This is a genomic window from Streptomyces vulcanius (assembly GCF_042653945.1).
GTDB lineage: Bacteria > Actinomycetota > Actinomycetes > Streptomycetales > Streptomycetaceae > Streptomyces > Streptomyces mangrovi.
Map to the genome: position 1 here is coordinate 15,124 of NZ_JBHSFK010000011.1, position 23,753 is coordinate 38,876.

At 72.5% G+C, this 23,753-nt stretch carries 17 protein-coding genes; 8 read left to right on the top strand and 9 right to left on the bottom strand.

The window, feature by feature from the left end; genetic code table 11:
- Positions 1-109: 109 nt before the first annotated feature.
- On the bottom strand, positions 110-1,621 hold the full coding sequence (locus tag ACFPIH_RS18265; RefSeq protein ID WP_381163869.1) for an MFS transporter: 1,512 nt from the start codon (positions 1,619-1,621) through the stop codon (positions 110-112).
- A 151-nt stretch (positions 1,622-1,772) separates the two neighbouring features.
- On the opposite strand from ACFPIH_RS18265, the gene ACFPIH_RS18270 reads away from it, so the two are divergent.
- Positions 1,773-2,588 (top strand): alpha/beta fold hydrolase, encoded by an 816-nt coding sequence (locus tag ACFPIH_RS18270; protein ID WP_381163866.1) that lies wholly within the window; start codon positions 1,773-1,775, stop codon positions 2,586-2,588.
- A gap of 3 nt (positions 2,589-2,591) precedes the next feature.
- Here the strand turns inward: ACFPIH_RS18270 and ACFPIH_RS18275 are convergent, their stop codons facing one another.
- The 5 genes from ACFPIH_RS18275 to ACFPIH_RS18295 all read right to left on the bottom strand — a co-directional run bounded on the left by ACFPIH_RS18275 (position 2,592) and on the right by ACFPIH_RS18295 (position 9,490).
- The gene (locus ACFPIH_RS18275; RefSeq protein ID WP_381163863.1) at positions 2,592-5,411 is read right to left on the bottom strand and encodes an NHLP bacteriocin export ABC transporter permease/ATPase subunit; all 2,820 of its coding nucleotides are present in this window, start codon (positions 5,409-5,411) and stop codon (positions 2,592-2,594) included.
- Complete coding sequence (locus ACFPIH_RS18280; protein WP_381163860.1) at positions 5,408-7,636, bottom strand: NHLP family bacteriocin export ABC transporter peptidase/permease/ATPase subunit; 2,229 nt, start codon at positions 7,634-7,636, stop codon at positions 5,408-5,410. Before ACFPIH_RS18280 ends, ACFPIH_RS18275 begins: the two co-directional genes overlap by 4 nt.
- Positions 7,633-8,439, bottom strand: a complete 807-nt coding sequence (locus ACFPIH_RS18285; protein WP_381163857.1) for an HlyD family efflux transporter periplasmic adaptor subunit — start codon at positions 8,437-8,439, stop codon at positions 7,633-7,635. Before ACFPIH_RS18285 ends, ACFPIH_RS18280 begins: the two co-directional genes overlap by 4 nt.
- A gap of 86 nt (positions 8,440-8,525) precedes the next feature.
- Positions 8,526-8,741: a type A2 lantipeptide gene (locus ACFPIH_RS18290; RefSeq protein ID WP_381163854.1), complete on the bottom strand. Its 216-nt coding sequence runs from the start codon at positions 8,739-8,741 to the stop codon at positions 8,526-8,528.
- 431 nt (positions 8,742-9,172) lie between these two features.
- Positions 9,173-9,490: a hypothetical protein gene (locus tag ACFPIH_RS18295; RefSeq protein WP_381163851.1), complete on the bottom strand. Its 318-nt coding sequence runs from the start codon at positions 9,488-9,490 to the stop codon at positions 9,173-9,175.
- A gap of 194 nt (positions 9,491-9,684) precedes the next feature.
- On the opposite strand from ACFPIH_RS18295, the gene ACFPIH_RS18300 reads away from it, so the two are divergent.
- Positions 9,685-11,208 (top strand): S1 family peptidase, encoded by a 1,524-nt coding sequence (locus ACFPIH_RS18300; RefSeq protein ID WP_381163848.1) that lies wholly within the window; start codon positions 9,685-9,687, stop codon positions 11,206-11,208.
- A 70-nt stretch (positions 11,209-11,278) separates the two neighbouring features.
- Here the strand turns inward: ACFPIH_RS18300 and ACFPIH_RS18305 are convergent, their stop codons facing one another.
- Positions 11,279-13,435, bottom strand: coding sequence for a SpoIIE family protein phosphatase (locus ACFPIH_RS18305; protein WP_381164626.1), 2,157 nt, complete (start codon positions 13,433-13,435; stop codon positions 11,279-11,281).
- A 144-nt stretch (positions 13,436-13,579) separates the two neighbouring features.
- Between ACFPIH_RS18305 and ACFPIH_RS18310 the strand changes: the two genes are divergently transcribed.
- From ACFPIH_RS18310 to ACFPIH_RS18330, 5 genes are read left to right on the top strand one after another with little or no spacing between them, the layout of a single operon-like run.
- Positions 13,580-16,093: a SpoIIE family protein phosphatase gene (locus ACFPIH_RS18310; RefSeq protein ID WP_381163845.1), complete on the top strand. Its 2,514-nt coding sequence runs from the start codon at positions 13,580-13,582 to the stop codon at positions 16,091-16,093.
- A 53-nt stretch (positions 16,094-16,146) separates the two neighbouring features.
- Complete coding sequence (locus tag ACFPIH_RS18315; RefSeq protein ID WP_381163842.1) at positions 16,147-17,214, top strand: glucose-1-phosphate thymidylyltransferase; 1,068 nt, start codon at positions 16,147-16,149, stop codon at positions 17,212-17,214.
- On the top strand, positions 17,211-18,179 hold the full coding sequence (gene rfbB / locus ACFPIH_RS18320) for a dTDP-glucose 4,6-dehydratase (RefSeq protein WP_381163839.1): 969 nt from the start codon (positions 17,211-17,213) through the stop codon (positions 18,177-18,179). Before ACFPIH_RS18315 ends, rfbB begins: the two co-directional genes overlap by 4 nt.
- Positions 18,176-19,051 carry a dTDP-4-dehydrorhamnose reductase gene (rfbD, locus tag ACFPIH_RS18325; RefSeq protein ID WP_381163836.1) on the top strand — a complete coding sequence of 292 codons (876 nt, stop codon included), beginning with the start codon at positions 18,176-18,178 and terminating at the stop codon, positions 19,049-19,051. Before rfbB ends, rfbD begins: the two co-directional genes overlap by 4 nt.
- Positions 19,048-19,848 carry a class I SAM-dependent methyltransferase gene (locus ACFPIH_RS18330; RefSeq protein WP_381163833.1) on the top strand — a complete coding sequence of 267 codons (801 nt, stop codon included), beginning with the start codon at positions 19,048-19,050 and terminating at the stop codon, positions 19,846-19,848. Before rfbD ends, ACFPIH_RS18330 begins: the two co-directional genes overlap by 4 nt.
- Before the next feature lie 51 nt (positions 19,849-19,899).
- On the opposite strand, the gene ACFPIH_RS18335 is transcribed toward ACFPIH_RS18330, so the two are convergent.
- Positions 19,900-21,795, bottom strand: a complete 1,896-nt coding sequence (locus ACFPIH_RS18335; RefSeq protein WP_381163830.1) for a glycosyltransferase family 2 protein — start codon at positions 21,793-21,795, stop codon at positions 19,900-19,902.
- Positions 21,796-21,999: 204 nt separating this feature from the next.
- On the opposite strand from ACFPIH_RS18335, the gene ACFPIH_RS18340 reads away from it, so the two are divergent.
- Positions 22,000-22,494 (top strand): metallophosphoesterase family protein, encoded by a 495-nt coding sequence (locus ACFPIH_RS18340; RefSeq protein WP_381163827.1) that lies wholly within the window; start codon positions 22,000-22,002, stop codon positions 22,492-22,494.
- A gap of 128 nt (positions 22,495-22,622) precedes the next feature.
- Here ACFPIH_RS18340 and ACFPIH_RS18345 read toward each other — a convergent pair whose 3' ends face one another.
- Complete coding sequence (locus tag ACFPIH_RS18345; RefSeq protein ID WP_381163825.1) at positions 22,623-23,729, bottom strand: XdhC family protein; 1,107 nt, start codon at positions 23,727-23,729, stop codon at positions 22,623-22,625.
- Positions 23,730-23,753: the final 24 nt, after the last annotated feature.

Below are 23,753 nucleotides of genomic sequence, written 5' to 3' on the forward strand. Positions count from 1 at the left end.
TCCCTGCCACGCCGCGCGCAAGATCTGGTTCACCCAAACTGGTGAACTTTCCTGAGGTGGATTGACATTGGCGTGCCGATTTCTCCGGCACATCGTGCCGATTTCTCCGTCACATATGGACGACGGGAGCCGCGTCCGCGTTCTCGGGGTCCTGCTCCGGCACCCCGCGGCGGAAGAGCAGGAAGGTGGCCAGCGCGCCCGCCGCGAAGAGGCCGGCGGACCACCAGAACGCGGTGGTGTAGCTCTCGATCGTCGCCTGCGCCTGCACCGCTTTGCTGGTGGCGTCCCGGCCGGCCAGGTAGTCGGTCGCGGCGCCCGCAGCGAGGGTGTTCAGCAGCGCCGTACCGATCGAGCCGCCCACCTGCTGCATCGCGTTGACCGACGCGGACGCCACGCCCGCGTCCTCGGCGGCGACCCCGCCGGTGGCCATCTGCATGGAGACCGGCATGACCAGGCCGAGGCCGATACCGGTGATGACCAGCTGCGGCAGGACCGCGCTCACATAGTCGGAGCCGACGCCGATCCCGGTCAGCCAGGCCATACCGGCCGCGGCGACGGCGAAGCCCAGCGGGACGACCACCTTCGGACCGAGCCGCGGCACCAGCAGTGTCGTACCGAGCTGTGCGGCCACCATCAGGGCCGCGACCATCGGCAGGAACGCCACGCCGGTCTTGGTCGGGCTGAAGCCCAGGTTCAGCTGCAGGTAGTAGGTGAGGAAGAGGAACACGCCGAACATGCCCGCACCGGAGACCAGGACGGCCAGGAACGAGGCGCCGCGGCCCCGGTCGAGCAGGATGCGCAGCGGCAGCAGCGGGTGCGCGGCCCGGGTCTGCCACCAGGCGAAGGCCGCCACGAGCACCCCGCCCGCGATCAGGAAGCCCCAGGTCAGCGGGGAGTCCCAGTCGTGCGTCTCGGCGTTGGAGAAGCCGTACACCAGGGCGAACAGACCGGCGGCGACCAGCACGGTGCCCGGCACGTCCAGCTTGGAGTTCCCCGCGTCGCGGTGGTTGGTCAGCAGGATCCAGCCGCCCGCGAAGGCGAGCACGGCGATGGCCACGTTGACGTAGAGCGTCCAGCGCCAGTCGAGCGCGTCGGTCAGGATGCCGCCGAGCAGCAGACCCACCGCGCCGCCCGCGCCGGCGATGGCGCCGTAGACGCTGAACGCCCTGGCCCGCTCCCGGGCGTCGGTGAACGTGGTGTTGAGCAGGGACAGCGCGGCCGGCGCGAGGAGCGCGCCGAAGGCGCCCTGGAGCGCGCGGGCGGTGACCAGCATCTCGAAGTTGGCCGCCGCGCCGCCCAGCGCGGAGACGGCGGCGAAGCCGACGACGCCGACGAGGAAGGCCGTCTTGCGGCCGAAGAGGTCGGCGATCCGGCCGCCGAGCAGCAGCAGCGAGGCGAACGCGAGCGCGTAAGCGGTGACGATCCACTGCCGGTTGCCGTCGGAGAAGCCGAGGTCGGCCTGGGCCGAGGGCAGCGCGATGTTCACGATGGTGGCGTCCAGGACCACCATCAGCTGGGCCAGGGCGACGACCGCGAGGATCCACCACTTCTTGGTGGACGAGGCCGAAGGCTCCGGTCCGGCGCCCGTGCGGGTGCCGTCCGTCAGGGTCTTCGAGGGCATGGGGATGCACTCCAGGGAGATCGGTGCGGAAGGAGTGGACGAGAAGGCAAAGAGCACGTAAACGAAACTGTTTCGTACACATTGAGGCTGGGGCCGAGGCTAGACCACTTTCAGCGAAACGGCAAAGTTTCGTTAGTGAGGGAGCTCAGACATGCGCAGCGGCTTGTTCGACGTCGCCGGGACGGGGCTGTATTTCGAGGTGCGCGGCAGCGGTCCCGCGCTGCTGATGATCAGCGGGGCCGGGGGAGACGCCGGCTACTACACGGCCGTGGCCGACGACCTCGCCGACGCCTTCACCGTGATCACCTACGACCGGCGGGGCAACTCCCGCAGCGACGGCCGGGACGCCGGGCCGGCCCGGCTGGCCCGGCAGGCGGCGGACGCCCGCGCTCTCGTCGACGGACTGGCCGGCGGGCGGGCGCTGGTCTTCGGCAACAGCGGCGGCGCGATCATCGGGCTCACGCTGGCCGTACTCCATCCCGAGACGCTGGTGGGTCTCGTCGCCCATGAGCCGCCCGCCGTGAACGTCCTCCCGGACGGCGACCCGGCGCGCGGCTTCTTCCCCGAACTCGCGGCGCTGTACGCGAGCGGCGGCGCGTCCGCGGCGGGCCGCCGGTTCGCGGAGACGACCCGCGGCGAGGGCACCTACCGCTGGCCCACCGACGTCTGGCGGCGGTTCCTGGGCAACCAGGACCACCTCTTCGCCGACGAATGGCAGGCCTTCGCCGCCTTCCGCCCCGACTGGGACGCGCTGCGGGCCGCCCCCTTCCCCCTCCTCCTGGCGGCCGGTGCCGAGGACCGGGGCACGTACTACGCCCGCCCCTCGATCGAGATCGCCCGCCGGATCGGGGCGCCCTGGGCGGAGTTCCCCGGCATCCACATGGAGTTCCTGCGCGACCCGCCCCGCTTCGCGGCGGCCCTGCGGGTGGCGGCGACCCAGATGTGCCCGCCGGACCGATGGCAGTGAGTGTTACGTCAGCTGCCGCCGCACCAGTTCGTGCAGCCGCCCGCCCGTGTCCGCGAGGAGCTGCGCGGGCGGGCCCTGCTGGGCGATCCTGCCGTTCTCCATGACGATCACGCGGTCGGCGTCCAGCACCGTGGACAGCCGGTGGGCGATGACGATCCGGGTGGCGTTCAGCTTGCGGGTGCTGTCGATGACCGTCCGCTGTGTCTCGTTGTCCAGGGCGCTGGTCGCCTCGTCGAAGAAGAGGACCCGCGGCCGGCGGATCAGCGCCTGGGCGATCATCAGCCGCTGCCGCTGACCGCCGGAGACCGACCCGCTGCCGGCGACGATGGTGTGCAGCCCCATCGGCATCCGCCGGATGTCCTCCGCCAGCCCCGCCAGCTCGGCCGCCGCCATCGCCTCCTCCGGCGTGTAGGACTCGGTGCCGCAGATGACGTCGAGGATCGACCCGTTGAACGGCTGGGCGTGCTGGAGCACCACCCCGCACTGCCGGCGTACGGCGGACTGGTCGAGGGCGGCCAGGTCCTGGCCGTCGTAGAGCACACTGCCGGAGAGCGGCGGGTCGAAGCCGATGAGGAGCCGCAGCAGGGTGGACTTGCCGCAGCCGCTGGGGCCGACGACCGCCACGAACTCGCCGGGCCGCACCGCGAAGGAGACGTCGTCCAGGACGAGGGGACCGTCGTCGGAGTAGCGGAACGACAGCCGGCGGGCCTCCAGCGCGCCGGACAGCGGGCCCGGGCGGGTGCTCGCGCCGCGCACCTCAGGGGCCGCCTCCAGCACCGGACGGATCTCCTCGAACAGCGGCAGCGCGGCCACCGCCGACACGAACGCGCCGGTCAGCGAGGTGACCGAGGTCAGCAGCATCGTCATCGACGTGTTGAAGGTGAGGAAGTCCGCCGCCGACAGCGTGCCCCGCGCCGGTCCCGCAAGGAGCATGAACATCGCCAGGGAGCACAGCGGCAGATACACCGCGCCCAGCACCGTGTTGAGGTTCTTGATCCGGCCGAGCCGCTGCTGGAGCTCCCGGCTGCGCGCGAACTGCTCGGCCCAGGCCGCGTACGCGTAGTTCTCGGCCGCCGCCACCCGCAGCTTGGGCAGCCCCCGCAGGGTCTGGAACGCCTGGTTGTTCAGCTTGTTGGAGAGCGTCACCAGCCGTCGCTGCCAGCGCACCTGCCACAGCCCGAGCCCCAGGAACACCGCCGCGATGACCACCAGCATGCCGATCGCGGCCAGCGCCATCGGGACGCTGTACCAGAGCAGCAGCCCCAGGTTCATCGCGCCGACGGTGACGGACTGGGCCACCGAGGGACCGAGGCCCGCCAGCAGCCGGCGGATCGCGCTGATGCCCATGGCCGCGCTCGCCAGTTCGCCCGTCGAGCGCTCGGCGAAGAACCTGGTCGGCAGCCGCAACAGCCGGTCCCACACGGCCGGTTGGAGCGACGACTCGATCCGGCCCTCGAGCCGGAGGATGGTGAGGTTCTGCAGCAGCATGAACGCCGCCGCGACCACACTGCTCACCATGACCGCCAGACAGACCTGAACGATCAGCCCCTGCTGGGCCTTCGGCACGTACTCGCCGAGCACCCTGCCCGTGGCGATCGGCACCAGCGCGCCGATCGCCACCGTGACCAGCCCGCTCAGCAACAGGTTCGTGAGGTCTCCGCCGGTGCCGCGCATGCTGAAGCGCAGCAGGCCCAGCGGACCCAGCTTCCCTTCCGGCAGCGGACGGTAGAACATCACCGCCCGCGGCTCGAACTCCTCCGCGTTCGCCTTCTCGACCGGGGTCTCCCGCCCGGTCGCCGGGTGTACGGCGACATAGCCGCCGCGTCGCCACAGCAGCGCGACCGGCGCCCCGGACAGCGCCCGGTGCCCCACCAGCGGGCCCACGTTCTCCCGCCACCAGCGCCCGTCGAGGCGCACCGCGCGGGTGCGCACCCGGGAGGCGAGGGCGACCTGCTCGACCGGGTCGAGACGGTCGTTGCCCGCGCCCATCCGGGTGGGCTCCACCAGCGCGATCCCGGCCGCCCGCGCCACCAGCCCGCAGGCCGCGAAGGTGGCGTCCGCGTCGGCGGACGTCGTGCGCTGCCCGGACTTCCGGCCGATCGACGCCAGCAGGGTCCGGTCGGCCTGGGCGCGGGCCGTCTCACCGGCCTTGATCCCGGCGGCCGTCCGTGTCTCGTGGGTGCGCTCCAGCTGCTCGATCCAGCGGTCGAGGGCGGTCAGCAGCCGGTACTGCTGGTCGACCATCGACTGCCACAGCGCAGGGTCCATCAGCAGGTCGGCCGCCGCCTCCGCGCCGTACAGCGAGCCGTACTGGACACTCCCCGGCGGGACCTGCATCCAGAACACATCGTCGTCGGTCACCTCCGCAGGACGCTCGGCCGGGGTCATCGGTGCCTGGAAGAGCACGGAAAGACCGCGGCCGACGCCGAGCGCGAGGGCGTACTCCAGAGGGCTCGAAGTCGGCGGAACGTACTGGGGGTTGCCGTACTCGTCGTAGGACCAGGTCTGGGTGCTCGCGGGCTGGTACAGCTCGCGCAGGCCGACGCGGTGCACCACGCAGTCCCGCAACGGGCGGGCGACGAGCGTGTGTTGCGGCCCCGCGACCGGACCGAGCAGCAGCGAGCCCGCCTCCAGTCGGCCCAAGTGGTGCCAGTGGCCCTGCTGTTCGGCGTCGACCGCGAACAGGTCGAGGGCGCCGGACGCGACCAGCCACAGCACCTGCGGACCTTCCAGGTCCAGCCGGGCCGAGCCCGCGCAGTCGACGCGCGTGCCCATCCCCCCCAGCGCGCCGAGGACCACATCACCGTCGTGCACCGGGGTCACCGCTCCCTGACCAGCGCCGCGTACGCCCCGCCGCGCGCCACGAGATCCTCGTGCCGTCCGCGTTCGACGACCGTGCCGTGCTCCAGGACGACGATCTCGTCGCTGTCGCGGACCGTGCTGAGCCGGTGGGCGATCACCACACAGGCGCAGCCACGCCGGCGCAGGTTGTCCATCACCACCAGCTCGGTCTCCGCGTCCAGCGCGCTGGTCACCTCGTCGAGCACCAGGATGCTGGGACCACGCACCAACGCCCGGGCGATCTCCAGGCGTTGGCGCTGCCCGCCGGAGAAGTTGCGGCCGTCCTGCTCCACCCTGCTGTGGATGCCGCCCGGCCGCCGCACGACGACGTCGTACAGCGCCGCGTCCCGCAGCGCCTCCACCACGGCGTCGTCCGGGACGGACGGATCCCACAGCGCCACGTTGTCGCGGACGGTCCCCTCGAACAGGAAGACCTCCTGGTCGACGAAGGAGACGGACGAGGCGAGCGCGCCGCGCGGGATGTCCTCCAGCCGCCGGCCGTCGATACGGATCACCCCCTCCCAGGGCGCGTACAGGCCCGAAATCAGCCTGGACACCGTGGACTTGCCGCTGCCGGAGCCGCCCACCAGGGCAACCTGCCGCCCCGGGCCGACGGTCAGGTCGAAGCCGCTCAGCAGCGGCTTGTCCAGCGGGCTGTAGCCGAAGGCGATGTTCTCCAGCTCGACATGACCGTGCAGCCGACGCGTCGAGTCGGTATCGCCGCCGGCGCGGCGGTCGTACAGCGGGTCGGCGCGGAAGTTCTCCACGTCCTTCAGCCGGGCCACGTCCGCCGCGAAGTCCTGGATCCGGCCCGCCACGCCGTTCAGCCGGGTCAGCGGGGCCGTGAAACGGGCGACCAGGGACTGGAAGGCGACCAGCAGCCCCACCGAGACATGCCCCTCGATCGCCCGCATCCCGCCGATCCACAGGATCAGCGCGCTGTTGAGCGAGGCGAGCGTCGGGGCGACCACACCCAGCCAGGCGCTCGGCACCCCGAGCCGCTGCTGCTCCTCCAGCGTGGTGGCGTGCTGCCCCGCCCACTTGCGGAAGTAGCCGTCCTCACCGCCGGTCGCCTTCATCGTCTCGATCAACTGCAGCCCGCTGTACGCCGTGTTGGTCAGCCGCGCGTTGTCCGCGCGCAGCTTCGCCGTACGTGTCGCCCGCATCCGTATGACGACCCGCATCGCGACGATGTTCAGCAGGGCCACGCCGATACCGACGAAGGTGAGCTGGGGGTCGTAGGTGTAGAGGAGGGCGGCGTACAGGACGACGACCACCGCGTCCACGCCCGCCGACGCGAGATCACGGGCCAGGGTCTCGGCGACGGCGTCGTTGGACTGGAGACGCTGCACCAGGTCGGCCGGGCTGCGCTGGGCGAAGAACGTCACCGGCAGCCGCAGCAGATGGCGCAGGAAGCGGGCGCTGGAGAGGGTCGAGGAGATGATGCGGCCGTGGTGGAGGTTGGCCTGCTGCAGCCAGGTCAGCGCGACGGTCAGCAGCACACAGGTGCCCATGGAGGCGAACAGCACCTCGAGCAGCGAGGTCTGACCGCCGATCAGGAACATGTCGATGTAGGTCCGGCTCAGCGCCGGGACCGCCGCGCCCACCAGGACCAGGAGCAGGCTCGCCAGCACCGCCGCAGGCATGGTGCCCGCGGTGCCGCGCAGCCGGGCCGGCATCGCGCCCAGCACCCCCGGCCTGCGCCCGCCCCGCTCGAAGTCCTCGCCGGGTTCGAGGACCAGCACGACACCGGTGAAGCTGCCGTCGAAGTCCTCCATCGGCACGAAACGCCGGCCCTTGCCGGGGTCGTTGACGAACACCCCGCGCCTGCCGAAGCGGCGGCCCATGCCGTCGTAGACGACGTAGTGGTTGAACTCCCAGAAGAGGATCGCCGGTGCCTTCACCTCGGCGAGGGCCGCCAGGTCCATCTGCATGCCCTTGGCCGTCAGGCCGTAACTGCGGGCCGCCTTGAGGAGGTTGCTGGCGCGCGAGCCGTCGCGGGAGACGCCGCAGGCGATCCGCAGCTCCTCCAGCGGAACATGCCGGCCGTAGTGGCCGAGGACCATCGCGAGGGAGGCGGCGCCGCACTCCACGGCCTCCATCTGGAGCACGGTGGGCGTACGGACCGTCCCGGTACGGCTCTTGGGGACCGTGCGCCGGGGCGGCGCGGCCCGGCGGCGGCCGCGGGCGCGCTCGGTGGTCGTCACGGGAGCAGCCAATCGACGGGGCGCTGGTCGGCCAGCCGGATCGAACCCGAGGCCATGGTCATGGAGGTGAGCCGGTACGGCGGCCCGTCGGTGGACGACCACCGGTAACCGCTCTTCGTGCCGGCCGACTTGTCCAGCCTCACGAGGACCGCCACGGGACGGCCGCCCTTGGTGAACTGCTCGCCCAGCTGGCTGTCGCCGAGGAACGCGGAGATCTGCTGCGCCGACTGGGCCGTACGGTCCACCGACTTCACATGGCCGCGCAGCACGCCGTACTCCTGCGAGGGCACGGTCTGCACGGTCAGGTCGACGGCCGCGTCCGCCGGGACGGAGGCGGCGTTCTCCGCCGGGACGTACACCGTCGCGTACAGCGGGTCGTCGGCGTCCGCGACCTTCTCGACGGCGGCGACGTTCGCGCCGGTGGAGATGATCTGCCCGATGGTGGCGGCGAGCGCGGTGATCCGGCCCGCGGCGACCGTCCGCACCACGGCGTCCCCGTCGGCCGTACGGACCTTCAGCACCGGAGCGTCGGCGGGCAGTCGCTCGCCCTCCTTCACGAGGACCGCGGTGACCTGGCCGGCGGCCGGGCTCTGCAGGATGTAGCTGCCCTCGCCATGGGTGAGGACGGCGGGTGCGCTCACCGTGGAGGCGACCGAACCGGTCACCGCCCACACGGAGGCGGCCGCCATGACGGCCACGGTCACGGACAGCACCAGCCAGCCCTGCGGGCGCGCGAAACGCACCGGCAGGTCGAGCTCCTCCGGCGACTGGAGCTTGGTGAGGGCCTGTTGGCGGAACTGCACGTGACTTCCTGAAGGGGTACGGGGACGCCGATGAGTCCCGGAGCCGGTTGCCGGCTCCGGGACTCAAGGGGTCACAAGCGGTGCGATCAGAGACCGGCGACCAGGTTGGTGACCGGGGCGGTGCTCAGACCGGTGACGCCCTCGACGGTGCCCACGGCCGTGTTGACCAGGCCGGAGACCGGAGCGATGCCGTCCACCAGGCCGGTGACGGTGCTGAGCGCGTTCACGGACAGGCCGCCGGACACGGTGTCGAGGTCGGCGTCCGAGATCTCGACGGTCTCAACCTGGGGGGTGGAGTTCATGGTGGAACTTCCCTTCATATGGATATCTCTCAAGGGGGGAGCGGCCCCCTCTGGGGACAGATGACGGCCGCGACCACGAGCGCCGGACACTCATGAGCCAGGAGGCCCGGCGGCCCTGCGGTGCGATGGATCAAAGCAGGTCGGCGGCGTGCGGAGCCACTCAACCAAGGCCCTCACCTGGGAAGTTGCGTCACAGGAGCGTTAAACGGTGCAGGTGTGGGCACGAGTTGTCGCGCACTCCTTCACACCTCGGGCCGGATCCGCTCGGATGAGCGTCCTGGGCTGTTCCGGCGAAAACCCGACACTCCCGGCCCAATGGCATGGGCGGCGCCGCCCAGTTGTGCAGAATCCCCGCTCCTGGTGACCCGCTTGGGCAGTCGATGTGCAGATTCATTGAAGCGAGGATTCCGCTCTCCATGAGAGACGGAGAGTTACTGGCTGCTCACTTCGGGTGTCCGTCCGGCGGGCGAGATCCGGTCAGGCACCGATTCGATCAGGACATCCGAAGGGGCCGTCGAGCGCCGGACGGAGGCGGATCGCCGCACGGTCGCCCCGGGGGCGAAGGCGGCCGGCCCGGCGATCAGGATGGCGGGGCCCGCGGCTGCCGCCGACTCCCGCCCCGACAGCTTTCCGCCGTGCGTGACCAGGGGGAACGCGCCCTCACCCAGGCCCTCGGTGGACGGGTCCCCGGTGGACGCACAGCGTGCGAAGCCGCCGGAAAGGATCTTGTCGGCTTCGGTGGCCGTCATCGCCATATGGGCGATTGCTCCCCACGGCGGCGAGTCAGCCGTAGGTCATGGCCGATTCCATGTTTCGCAAAGGAAGTTGGCAAACGCGATTGAACGCACCGGTGAGCGGCCGCGTACTCAAGGCCAACCAGGCGCCGCTGTACGGAGCTGCCGAACACCGGCAGCAGACCCCGTCCCCCAGGAGGTCGAGTTTTTTGAGTCACAAGCGAGTAACGAAGCGCAAGGCCATCATCGCGGTAGGCGGTGTGGCTGCGCTCGGTGCGGCGGCATTCCTTCTCCCCAACGCCAACGCCTCCCAGGACGGCTCCAATGACGCCGCCTCGGTGAAGACCCTCAAGGCGGGCGACGCCTCCGATCTCGCCGCACAGCTGGAGAAGCTGCTCGGCGACGCTTTCGCGGGCTCGTACTACGACTCCGAGCTTCAGCAGCTGGTGGTCAACGTCATCAACGTCGAAGGTGACGACATCAACATCGACGGTGACGAGAACAACGTCATCGTGCAGGCCAAGAAGGCCGGTGCCAAGGTCCGCGAGGTGGAGAACAGCACCGAGGAGCTGGACGCCGCCGCCGCGACCCTCAAGGCCAAGGCGACCATCCCGGGCACCGCGTGGGGCGTGAACCCCCGCACGAACCAGATCTTGGTCACCGCCGACTCCACGGTCACGGGCACCAAGTGGAACCAGCTGGAGTCCACGGTCAAGGGCCTCGGCACGAACATGGCGAGCATCCAGAAGTCGGCCGGCACCTTCTCCACGAAGGTCGACGGCGGCGACGCCATCTTCGGCGGCGGAGCGCGCTGCTCCCTCGGCTTCAACGTCACCGCGAGCGACGGCACCCCGGCCTTCCTGACGGCCGGTCACTGCGGTGTCGCGGCCGAGCAGTGGGCCGACTCCGAGGACGGTCAGCCCATCGCCACGGTCGACCAGGCGACCTTCCCGGGCGAAGGTGACTTCGCACTTGTGAAGTACGACGACCCGGCCACGCAGGCGGCGAGCGAGGTGAACGTCGGCGACCAGAAGGTCGCGATCTCGGCCGCCGCCGACGCGACCGTCGGCACCCAGGTCTTCCGGATGGGCAGCACCACCGGTCTCAACGACGGCACCGTGCTCGCCCTGGACGCCACGGTCAACTACCCCGAGGGCACCGTCACCGGTCTCATCCAGACCGACGTCTGCGCCGAGCCCGGCGACAGCGGCGGCTCCCTGTTCACCCAGGACGGTCTCGCGATAGGCCTGACCTCGGGCGGCAGCGGTGACTGCACCGCCGGCGGCGAGACCTTCTTCCAGCCGGTGACCACCGCCCTGGAGGCGACCGGCGCGACCCTCGGTGACGGCGGCCTCGGTGCCGGCGACGAGGTCGGCGGCGAGGAAGCGGGCGCCGGTGCCGTGGACGAGAACGGTGACGGCATCGACGACAACACGGGCGAGGCCATCCAGGGCGGCGGCGAAGAGGCCGGTGCGGGCGAAGAGGCCGGGGGTGAGGAAGCCGGTGCCGGTGCCGTGGACGAGAACGGTGACGGCATCGACGACAACACGGGCGAGGCCATCCAGGGCGGCGGCGAAGAGGCCGGTGCCGGAGACCAGGCCGGCGAGGAAGCGGGCGCGGGCGAGGAAGCCGGTGCCGGTGACGAGGCGGCCGGCAACGGTCAGGACGCCGGCAACGGTCAGGACGCCGGTGACGGCCTGGAGGGCGGCTCGGGCGTGACCGAGTCCCACTGACGCACAGCCACGGCGGTGGTCCGACCCTCCGGCGGGGGTCGGACCACCGCCGCGTCGTGTCCCGCGCGGATCAGCTGTCCCCGCGCGCCCGCAGCAACAGCAGCGCCACGTCGTCGATCCGGTCCTCGGCCGTCGCGTACCGCCCCACCAGGTCGTCCGCCAGCTCCTCCAGCGGACGGTCCCCGCTCTCCCCGAGCCGCCGTCCGAGTTCGGCGATGGCGTCCTCGATGTCCACACCGGGTGTCTCGACCAGCCCGTCCGTGTAGAGGGCGAGAACACCGCCGGGAGTGAGTTCCACCTCCGTCGTCGGATAGGTCGCCGAACCGTCGATGCCCAGCAGCGGACCACCCGCCAGATCCAGGACGCGCACCCGGCCGTCGGCCCGGCGCAGCAGCGGCGGGGGATGCCCGGCCCGGGCCATGACCGCCCGTCCACGCCTCGGGTCGAGGCGCAGGTACAGACAGCTGGCGAACAGCTCCGAACCCAGGTCGATGAGCAGCCGGTTGGTGCTGCGCATGACCTCCGCGGGCTCCTGCCCGACCGTCGTGTACGCGCGTACGGCCGTCCGGATCTGCCCCATCAGCCCGGCCGCGGTGACGTTGTGGCCCTGGACGTCCCCGATCACCGCCGCGGGCAACGGCCGGGACGGCACCAGGTCGTAGAAGTCGCCGCCGATCTCCATGCCCCGGGTCGCCGGCAGATAGCGGGCGGTCGCCTCGACGCCGGGCAGCGACGGCAGCGAGTGGGGGAGCAGCGCCGCCTGGAGCCCGTGGGCGAGCTGGTGCTTGACGTCGTAGAGCAGGGCACGGTCCAGGGCCTGCGCGATCAGTCCGGCGAGGCTGGTCAGCACGGCGCGTTCGTGCGGGGAGAACGGACGAGGCTCGGCGTAGGCGAGAACACACGTGCCCACCGGCCGACCTGAGGCGATCAGCGGCAGGAAGGCCCACGCGGCGAAGCCGTCCGGCTCGGCCCGCAGCGGCGGATAGAGACGCTCCAGCTGCTGCCGGGACTCGAAGAACGCCGGTACCCCGTGGGCGGCGGCATGCGCCCCGGGCGTCGGCGCGGACAACGGCACCCCGTCGAGCCGCTCCACGACCCGCGGGTCCGGATACCCGTGATGCCCAAGCACCCGCAGCCGCCCCGCCCGCGCCGCGAGCAGCGCCAGCGCCCCGCTGCCCACGGCCGGCGCGATCTCGTCCGTGATCAGCCCCACCACGTCCCGCACACTCACCGTCTCGGTCAGCGCCCCCGCCATGCTCAGCGCCTGCGACATCGACACCAGACGGGCCGGCGCGTCCTCCGAGCGCGCGTCGGACGGCCCGGCCTCCGCCACGCCCCGCGCCCTGACGATCCGCACGCTCAGCCCGGTGGTGCTCGGATACAGCCGGAACGACAGCCAGTCCGCAGGCGGACGCAGCGACACGAACGAGACGACGTCCTGGCTGATCAGCGCCGCCCGGTAGCGCTCCTCGTAGACCGGGTCGTTGAGCCAGGGCACCGACGCCCACAGCTGGGTGCCGAGGAGCCCGCTCACCGGCACCCCGAGCAGATCCGCCGCCGCCGCGTTGGCGAACCCCACCCGCCCGCTCAGATCCAGCGAACACAGCCCGTACGGCAGCCGCGCCACCATCCGCGCCGCCTCCACCGGGCCGAGGGGGTCCGCGACCCCGCCCAGCGGCCCGGCGTCCAGCACATCGGGCTCGGCGCCCAGCGTACGGTTGCGGGCCGCCGCCCGCTCCAGGCGCTCCGCCAGCTGCCCGCAGGCCGAGGTCAGCAGCTCGCGCTCGCGCTCCGACAGCTCCGGCGGATGCGAACCGGGCCAGGTCACATACACCGCGCCGTACACCCGGGACGCGGTCGCCACCGGCAGCGCCGCCAGCGCGAAGGGGTACGGCAGGACCACGGCGATCCGCGGATAGCGGCGGGCCATGTCCTGCTCGCCGCCCACCCACACCAGGCGCCGCTCCCGCACCGCCTCCGCGACCGGGATCGGCGCGCTCAGGCCCACCCGCTCCCAGGGCGCCGCGAACGCCCGGGGCAGCCCCGCCACCACCGCCATCTCCAGCACCGGCTCGTCGCCCGGGCGCAGGTACACCGCGCCGGAGTGCGCGCCGACGGCGTCCATCAGCGAGGTCAGCGCCAGCGACAGCAGGGGCCGGCCGACCGGTGTCCGGACGGCCGCCGCCGACGCCTGAGCGGAGTCCTGCCCGTCGGACACGGCGACCACCTCCTCGCCCACCGGCCGCACGGGTTCCCAGGGTCCAAATCTGCCCCCTGGCAGCCCGACGCGCACGGCGAGCCGGGCCCCCGGCCGGCCAACGGTCCGGGAATGGTACAGAGGGGGCTGCGCACCCGCCCCACAGGCGCTCTAATGGCGGACGTGGCGAGTGAGGGCGCGTCGGGGAGCGGGACGGGACCCCCGCGTGCCGAGATCGCCCTCAAGACGATCATGGCCGATCCCGCATCCCCCGACCGGACGCACCGCGTACTCGAACAGGCGCTCGTCTTCGGCCGGGCGTCCCTCGCCGCCCTGTACCTCCCCGGCGACGCGGACCTGCTCTGCCTCGCCGAGTCGGCCGGTGTGCCGAGGACGCTGTACGGACTGCGCGAGACCTACCCCGTGCGGGGGAGTTCCCCGATCGCCGACGCCCACCGCGCCGGACGGCCGGTGTGGCTGGGACCGGCCGAGCTCGCCGACTGCCCGGACGCGCGGCGGGCGTCCGTGCGGGACGCCCATGTGGCGGTGCTGCCCCTGTCCGACGACGGGGGCGGCTGTCTGCTCGCCGTCACCGAACGCCCCGGAGGCTTCGACGGCGACGACCGTACCTCCCTCGGCCTGGTCGCCGAGTCCCTCGTCGGCCCTGCCCCCGCCGGGCCCGCGGCGGGCGAGGCACCGCGCCCCGACGCCTTCGCCCTGGCCATGGACACCGGCCGCGCCGAGGTCGGCGACGAGATCCTGGAACTGTTCGGGACGGACCGCACCGAGTTCGACGGACGGGTGGAGACCCTGCTCGCCCGCACCGTCCCCGAGGACCTGCCCGCCCTGATGTCCGCCGTCGAGCCCGACCACATGACGATCGGCGAACGCGAGCTGGAGTTCCGGGTGCTGCGCCCCGACGGCACACCGAAGTGGCTCCGGCTGCGCGGCCGGCTGCTGCCCGGCGGGGACGGCCGCCCGGCCCGGCTCGTCGGCACCGTCGCCGACGCCTCCACCCTGCGCGCCGACGTCACCGACGTGGCCCGGGTGCAGCGCCTCGCAGCCGCGCTCGCCACCGCCGGGACCGTCCGGGACGTCGGCCAGGCCGTCGTCGCCGCGCTCCGCAAGCCGCTGCGGGCCGACCGGATCGCCCTCGCCGAGCTGGAGAACGACCGGCTCGTGGTCACCGTGCTCGACCCGCCCGAACCCGAGTCCTGGCCCGAACTGTGGCGGCGGGAGTGGCGCACCGAGTGGCCGGACGCGCCCGTGCGCGCCATGCCCACCCTCGCCGCCGCGCTGCGCGAGGGCCGCGCCCGGATCTGGCCGGCCGGAGCGGGCGACCTCGAACCCGCCCTCGCCGAGATCGGCCCCGGCGGCCTCGCCGTGCTGCCGCTGCCCGCCGTCGGACGCATGGCGGGCGCCTGCGTCATCGGCTGGGACGGCCCGCACGAATTCGGCCCCGACGAACGCGCCCTGCTCACCGCCTCCGCCGGCCTCGCGGGACAGGCCCTGATGCGCGCCCACGCCTTCGACGCCGAGCACGAACTCGTCGGCATGCTCCAGCGCCAGCTCCTCCCACGCCGGCTGCCCATCCTCCCCGGCGGCCTCGCCGTCGCCCGCTATCTGCCCGCCACCGCCGGCCTGGAGGTCGGCGGCGACTGGTACGACGTGATCCCGCTGCCCGACCACCACGTGGCCCTCGTCATCGGCGACGTCCAGGGCCACAGCACCGCCGCCGCCACCCTCATGGGCCAGATGCGCACCGCCCTGCGCGCCTACGCCGCCGAGGGCCACCCGCCCGACGTGGTCGTCTCGCACTCCAACCGGCTGCTCATGGAACTGGAGACCGACCTCTTCGTCACCTGCTGCTACGTCGACCTCGACATGGAGAGCGGCACCGCCTGGTACGTCCGCGCCGGACACCCGCCGCCCGTGCTGCGCCACCCGGACGGCGCAACCGAGATCCTCGACGCCGACGGAGGCCCGCCGCTCGGCGTGGTCACCCGTGCGGAGTTCCCGATGACTCCCCTGCGGCTGCTGCCCGGCACGGTGCTCGCCCTCACCACCGACGGACTGGTGGAGTCCGCCGAACTGGACCTCGACACCGGTCTTGACCGGCTCGCCCAGGCGCTGTCCGGCTCCGACCCCGCCCGCCTCGGCACGGTCGCCGACACGCTCCTCGCGGGCGCCCACCGCGACGACGACGTGGCCCTGCTCCTCCTGCGCTACGACGGCATGGCCGTCAAACCGCTGCGCGAGGGCTGGACCGTGTGGCGGGTGCCCGAGGCCGCCCGGCACGCCCGCCGCTTCACCCGCCGCACCCTGCGCTCCTGGGGTGTGTCCGAGGACGCCAGGGCCGGCACGGGCGGCGCGGGCGATATGGACACCGCGCTGCTGGTCGTCTCCGAACTCGTCACCAACGCCCTGACCCACACCGACGGCCCGGTCCGCCTCGACTTCACCCTGCTCGGCGAGCGGCTGCGCATCGCCGTCACCGACGCCTCGCCCCGCACCCCCGTCAAACCCACCGGCCTGGGCTGGGAGGCCACCGGCGGGCGCGGCATCATCCTCGTCGAGGCCGTCTCCGACACCTGGGGCACGCTGCCGGTCAGCGGCGGCAAGCAGGTGTGGAGCGAGATCCCGCTGCGCGGGCGGACGCCGCCCGGGATGCGCTCCGCCCCGGGATGAAACATCGTCGGGGGTGAGCACGGAACGGCAGCACAGAACGGCAGGTGATCCCCATGAAAGCCCTCGTGCTGTCCGGCGGCGCCGGCACCCGGCTGCGGCCGATCACGCACACCTCGGCCAAGCAGCTGGTCCCCGTGGCCAACAAGGCGGTCCTGTTCTACGGCCTGGAGTCCATCGCGGCAGCCGGGGTCACCGAGGTCGGGATGATCGTCGGCGACACCGCCGAGGAGATCCGGGAGGCCGTCGGCGACGGCTCCCGCTTCGGCCTCGACATCACCTACATCCCCCAGGAACGGCCCCTCGGCCTCGCCCACGCGGTCATCGTTGCCCGCGACTGGCTCGGCGACGACGACTTCGTGATGTACCTCGGCGACAACTTCATCGTCGGCGGCATCACCGACCTCGTCGACGAGTTCCGGCGCACCCGCCCCGACGCCCAGATCCTGCTCACCCGCGTCGCCGACCCCCGCGCCTTCGGCGTCGCCGAACTCGACGCCGCCGGGCAGGTCGTCGGCCTGGAGGAGAAACCCGCACGGCCCAAGAGCGACCTTGCCCTGGTCGGCGTGTACCTGTTCACCCCGGCCATCCACCCGGCCGTACGCGCGATCGGGCCCTCCCGGCGCGGCGAGCTGGAGATCACCCACGCCATCCAGCACCTGCTCGACGAGGGCGCCGACGTCCGCTCCACCATCATCAAGGGGTACTGGAAGGACACCGGGAACGTCGTCGACATGCTGGAGGTCAACCGGACCGTCCTGGAGGTCCTGGACCGCCGGATCGACGGCGAGGTCGACGACGCCTCCGAGACCGTCGGCCGGGTGGTCGTCGAGGCGGGCGCCAAGGTGGTGAACTCCCGGCTGGTCGGCCCCGTCGTCATCGGCGCGGGCACCGAGGTCCGCGACTCCTACGTCGGCCCCTTCACCTCCGTCGCGGAGAACTGCCGGATCACCGACAGCGAGCTGGAGTTCTCCATCGTGCTGCGCGACTCCTCCATCGCCGGAGTGGGCCGCATCGAGAACTCCCTGATAGGCCGACATGTCGAAGTCACCCCGGCGCCCGGCGTTCCGAGCGCCCACCGGCTCGTCCTCGGCGACCACAGCAAGGTACAGATCCACACATGAACCTCCTCGTCACCGGTGCCGCCGGCTTCATCGGCTCGGCCTACGTCCGCGGTCTCCTCGCCGCGCCGGACGCCCCGGACATCACCGTCCTGGACAGGCTGACCTACGCCGGCACCCTCACCAACCTGCCCTCCGCGCACCCCCGCCTGGAGTTCGTGCAGGGCGACATCTGCGACGCCGGACTCGTCGACAAGCTGACGGCCGACGCCGACCAGGTCGTGCACTTCGCCGCCGAGTCCCACGTGGACCGCTCGATCGACGGCGCCGGCACGTTCGTACGCACCAACGTGCTCGGCACCCAGACCCTGCTGGACGCGGCACTCCGCCACGGCGTCGGACCGTTCGTGCACGTCTCCACCGACGAGGTCTACGGCTCCATCGCCACCGGCTCCTGGCCCGAGGACCACCCGCTCAGCCCCAACTCCCCCTACTCGGCGTCGAAGGCCTCCTCCGACCTGATCGCCCTCGCCTACCACCGCACCCACGGCCTGGACGTCCGCGTCACCCGCTGCTCCAACAACTACGGCCCCCACCAGTACCCCGAGAAGGTCATCCCCCTCTTCGTCACGAACCTCCTCGACGGCGAACAGGTCCCCCTCTACGGCGACGGACACAACGTCCGCGACTGGCTGCACGTCGAGGACCACTGCCAGGCCCTCGACCTCGTCCGTACGCACGGCCGCCCCGGCGAGGTCTACAACATCGGCGGCGGCACGGAACTCACCAACCGCGAGCTGACCGGCCTGCTTCTCGACGCCTGCGGGGCCGGCTGGGACCGGGTCGACCACGTGCCGGACCGCAAGGGCCACGACCTGCGCTACAGCGTCGACTGGACCAAGGCCCGCACCGAACTCGGCTACCGCCCCCGCCACGACTTCGCCACCGGCCTCGCCGACACCGTCGCCTGGTACCGGGACCACCGCGACTGGTGGGAGCCCCTGAAGCGAGGAGCGGGGACCCGATGAGATGGCTCGTCACCGGCGCCGGCGGCATGCTCGGCCGCGACACCGTGCGGGAACTGACCCGGCGCGGCGAGGACGTGACCGCCCTCGACCACACCGCCCTCGACATCACCCACCCGGCCTCCGTCGAGCGCGCGTTCACGGCGCACCGCCCCGGTCTGGTGGTCAACTGCGCCGCGTACACGGCCGTCGACGACGCCGAGAGAGACGAACCCCGCGCCCTGCGCGTCAACGGCGACGGCCCCCGCCTCCTCGCCCGCGCCTGCGCCGCACACGGCGCCCGCCTGATCCACGTCTCCACCGACTACGTCTTCCCGGGCGACGCCACCGCCCCCTACCCCGAGGACCACCCACCGTCCCCCCGCACCGCCTACGGCCGCACCAAACTCGCCGGCGAGCGGGCGGTCCTCGCCGAACTCCCGGGCGCCTCCGCCGTCCTGCGCACCGCCTGGCTCTACGGCGTCCACGGCCGCAGCTTCGTCCGTACGATGCTGGAGCTGGAGGCCCGCCGCGATCGCCTCGACGTCGTCGACGACCAGCGCGGCCAGCCCACCTGGAGCGCGGACGTCGCCACCCGCGTCGCCGACCTGGGCCGCCGCGGCGGTACCGGCGTCTTTCACGCGACCTCCACCGGCGAGACGACCTGGTACGGCCTGGCCCGCGAGATCTTCCGGCTGACCGGAGCCGACCCCGACCGCGTCCGTCCGGTGCCGGCCGACGCGTTCCCCCGCCCCGCGCCCCGTCCGGCGTACAGCGTCCTCGGCCACGCCCGCTGGCAACAGACGGGCCTTGGCCCCCTGCCCGACTGGCGCACCTCCCTGCACACCGCGCTGCCGTTGATCCGCGAGGAGATCCGAGAAGGAGTCCGCCCGTGAAACGCCACGAGTTCCTGCGGGAACTGCACAAGGTCACCGCCAACCGCAACTACCTGGAGATCGGCGTCAACGACGGCCGCAGCCTGCGGCTGTCCCGCGTCCCCAGCGTCGCCGTCGACCCCGCCTTCAAGGTGACCTCGGAGATCCGCTGCGACGTCCACCTGGTGCAGGCCACCAGCGACGACTTCTTCGCCCGCCGCAACCCCCTCGCCCACCTCGCGGGCGGCCGGCGCCCCTGGCGCAATCTGCGCCGGGGCCGCCACCCCCTCGGCCACTGGCGCCGCACCACCCTCGACCTGTCCTTCATCGACGGCATGCACCTGTTCGAGTACGCCCTGCGCGACTTCATGAACGTCGAACGCCATTCCGGCTGGGCGAGCGTCATCGTGTTCGACGACATGCTGCCGCGCAGCGTGGACGAGGCGGCCCGCGACCGCCACACCACCGCCTGGACCGGCGACGTCTACAAACTCACCCAGATCCTCACCCACCACCGCCCCGACCTGGTCCCGGTCCTCGTCGACACCCACCCCACCGGCCAACTCGTCGTCTTCGGAGCCGACCCGCACAACCGGGTCCTGCACGACCGCTACGACGAGATCCTGGCCGAGTACGACGTCCCCGACCCCCAGAAGGTCCCGGAGTCGGTCCTGGACCGCGTGCAGGCGGTCCCGCCCGAGACCCTCCTGAAAGCGGGCTTCTGGCGCCCCCTGGTCAGGGCTCGCAACCTCGGCGTCTCCCGCACCCGAGCCTGGGAACCCCTACGAGCGGCACTCTCCCAGTACCGGGCAGGGTGAGCAGCCTTTTTTGGGCGCGCGGGGAACTGCGCGACCGGCCCCGACGGCGGGTCAGCCGAAAAGCCTGTGCAGCAACCGCCGCACCCGACGAGCAAGCCTGCGCACCGGCCCCGGCCGAGGCGCAGGTACAACCCGCACCCCCTCCGCCCCCACCCGCAGAGCGACCGCCAGCGGGTGGAACCGATCCTGCACCCCCGGCGTAAGACACAACGCGGCCCGCCAGACCCGCCCGACCAGCGACGCGGTGGGCAGCACCACAGCCAGCTCCCCGCCGGGGGACACGACACCGGGCACGTCGTACACACCCCCCGCCGCGGAAAGCCGCAGCAGCACCTCCGTCGCCCCCGGCACATACAGCGCCAGCCGCACGGCGACCCGGTCCCCGGCGACCTCGAAGTCGCCGGGCGTGAGCCGGCCGAACCCCAGCCGCTTCCCCGCCCGCCCCACGTCCAGCGCGAGCGCCGCGTGCCGGTCCGTCCAGTACGGCAGTACCACGCGGCCCGCGACGACCCCGGCGGGCGGTGCGGGCCGCTCGCCCCGCGGCGCCGGGCCCAGCCGCAGCTCCTTGGTCCAGCCGCCCAGACCGACCCGGACGTACACGTCCCACAGCCCGTCGGCCGGCAGTACCTCCCGCACCGCCGGGTCCACCGTCGCCGTCCCGCGCAGCACCAGCCGCACCCGGCTGCCGTCCCCGGCCGGGACGGTCTCCCGGACCACCTCCACCGGGTGGAAGTACTGCGCCGAGCTGGCCCGGTCGCGCAGCAGCAGATCCGGCTTGGCCCGGCCGAACCGGCCGACCGTGTCCTCGCCCAGCCACCGCACCGCCTCCCGCACATCCGCCGGAGGCCACCGCGGGGAGCCCCCGGCGGACGGGAACGTCATCGGCCCGCCGTCGTGGGTGAGCTCGGCGGCGAACGCGATCCGCAGCACGCCGTCGACCCAGCGGACGTCCTCCGGGTCGACGGTGAGGGCGACCCCGGCCTCCCACTCGGCGAACGCGACGACATCGTCGTAGCGCCCGTCGGCGACCAGTGCGGCGACCACCCGCTGGGTGGGCTGCAACGGCGCCGCCACGCCGGGCCCGAACCGCTCCACGACGACCCCGTGGATCTCCTCGAAGAGCTGCTTGCGGTAGTCCTCCGGCAGGCCCAGGAACCGCTTCCCGCGCAACCGCTCCACCATCTCCACCCGCAGCCAGCGCCGGAACAGCCGGTCGCGCAGCGGGCCGGGTTCGGTGTAGCGCTCGACGACGTCGAGGGCCTCGCGGAGGTTCTTGAAGTAGCCGACCGGGTCGAAGCGCTGGAAGCCCGCGTTCGAGGAGTCGTCGCGCCGCACGTGGTAGTAGCAGACGTAGTCGCCGAGCACGGAGACGTTGTCCGCGCGCAGATACGCCTCGGTGACGAAGACGTGGTCCTCCAGACGGCGCCGCCCCTCGGGGAAGCGCAGCCCGGTGCGCTCCAGGAACGCCCGGCGGACCATCTTGTGCGGGGTGAGGCTGTCGATCAGCGGCGCGTTCTCCACGCTCGCGTGCGGCCGGTTGACGCGGAACAGCTCCACGGGCACCCCGCGGCCCCGCCCGACCATCTTCCCCACGACCACGTCGGCGCCGTTGGCCACGCCGTAGTCGTACATCCGCTCCAGGGCCTCGTCGCCGAGGTGGTCGTCGTTGTCGACGAACATCACGTACTCGCCCCGGGCGGCGTCGATCCCGACGTTGCGGGGCCGGCCGGACCAGCCGGAGTTCTCCTGGTGGAACACCCGGACCCGGGCGTCCTCGGCGGCCAGCGCGTCGAGCCGGGCCGGCGTGGCGTCGGTCGAACCGTCGTCCACGAAGATCACTTCGTACTCGTCGGGCGGCAACGACTGCCGCAGCAGCGAGGCCACGCAGTCCTCGATGTAAGGACCGGGGTTGTACACCGGAACGATGACGCTGACCTTGACCGGCATCGGGTTCCTGGCCCCCTTTTGGATCTTTGCCGACGGGCGGGTGCGCGTGGCCCGATGCTAACGCCGGTGCCCGCGGCGCACCTGTCCTGCCGGGCGTCGATCACGCTTCTTTGCCGTGAATTACAGGTCACGTACGGTGGTGTCCGGTTCCGCCGTCCGAGGGATCGTGTCGCCGGTCGGCCCGCGCGTACGTAGCCTGGCCGGGTGCGTCTGCTGCTGATGTCCGACACCCACCTCCCCAAGCGCGCCAAGGTCCTCCCCGCCGCGCTGCTCGACGAGATCCCGCGCGCCGACGTCGTGATCCACGCCGGGGACTGGGTCGACACGGACACCCTCGACCTGCTGGAGGACCGCAGCCGCAGACTGGTCGCGGTGTACGGCAACAACGACGGCCCCGGCCTGCGCGCCCGGCTGCCCGAGACCGCGTACGCCGAGCTGGGCGGGCTGCGCTTCGGCGTCGTCCACGAGACGGGCCCCGCCCAGGGCCGCGAGGCCCGCTGCACCGCCCGCTTCCCCGGCCTCGACGTACTCGTCTTCGGCCACAGCCACATCCCCTGGGACACGACGACCCCGGGCGGCCTGCGCCTCCTCAACCCCGGCTCCCCGACCGACCGCCGCCGCCAGCCCCACCACACATACATGACGGCGACGGCATCAGACGCCACCCTCACAGACGTGACTCTGCACCGGCTGCTGTGAGCGCCGCTGGGGGCAGTTCCCCAAGGGGCGCGGGGCTGTATCGATTTGCGGCTCCGCCGCGTGGGCGCGACAAGCCACGACGCAGCCGCACACGCCCGACGGCACACAGCGGCACTCGCGGCGCGAGCTCACCGCAGGTGAATCGCCCCAGCCACCCCGGTAAGCGGAACCCCGCTCCCACCCCACCGCACCGCGACGATCTCCGCAGCCACCGACACCGCCACCTCCTCCGGGGTACGGGCCCCCAGATCGAGCCCGATCGGCGAGCGCAGCCGGGACAGCTCGTGGTCCGTCAGCCCGGCCTCGACCAGCCGGCGCCGTCGCTCGTCGTGGGTACGGCGGCTGCCCATCGCCCCGACGTACGCCGCCGGCCGGCGCAGCGCCTCCTCGAGGAGCGGGACGTCGAACTTGGGGTCGTGGGTGAGCACACAGATCACGGTGCGGCCATCCGTGTCCGTGCCGCGCAGATAGCGGTGCGGCCAGTCCACGACGACCTCGACGCCCGGCGGGAACCGCTTGGCGGTGGCGAACACGGCCCGTGCGTCGCAGACGGTGACCCGGTAGCCGAGGAAGTCGCCGAGGCGGGCCACGGCCGCCGCGTAGTCGATGGCCCCGAACACCAGCAGCCGGGGCGGCGGCGTGAACGAGTGCAGGAACACCGAAACCGTGTTTCTCCGGCCTTCGCGCCGCTGCCCACGCGGCCCGTAGTGCCGTACGACCGTGGCGCCGACGGCGAGTTCACCGCGCGCGTCCGCCGTCACCGCCGCGTCCAGTCCTGCCGTGCCCAGTGTGCCGAGGGCGCGGTCCGGCCAGACCGCGAGCGTGGCCCCGCGTCCGGCCGGTCCGTCGGTCACCGTGGCCACCGTCACCGGCTTCCCGGCGGCGACCGAACCGGCGACCGCGCCGAAGGAGGGATCGAGGTCCGGCGTGACGGCCCGCACCAGCACGGTGATCTCCCCGCCGCAGGTCAGCCCTACTGCGAACGCGTCGTCGTCGCTGTATCCGAAGGTCTCCAGACGGGCTTCCCCGCTTGCCACGACCTCCTGGGCCAGCTCGAACACCGCGCCCTCCACGCAGCCCCCGGACACACTGCCCACGACCTCGTCGCCGGGCCCGACGGCCATCGCCGCCCCCGGCCCGCGCGGCGCGCTGCGGCTGACGGCGACCACGGTGGCCAGGCCGAACGGCAGACCGGCGGCGTACCACCCGCTCAGCACCGGGAGAATCTCGCGCACGTCTGCACGTTAATCCGAGACGGC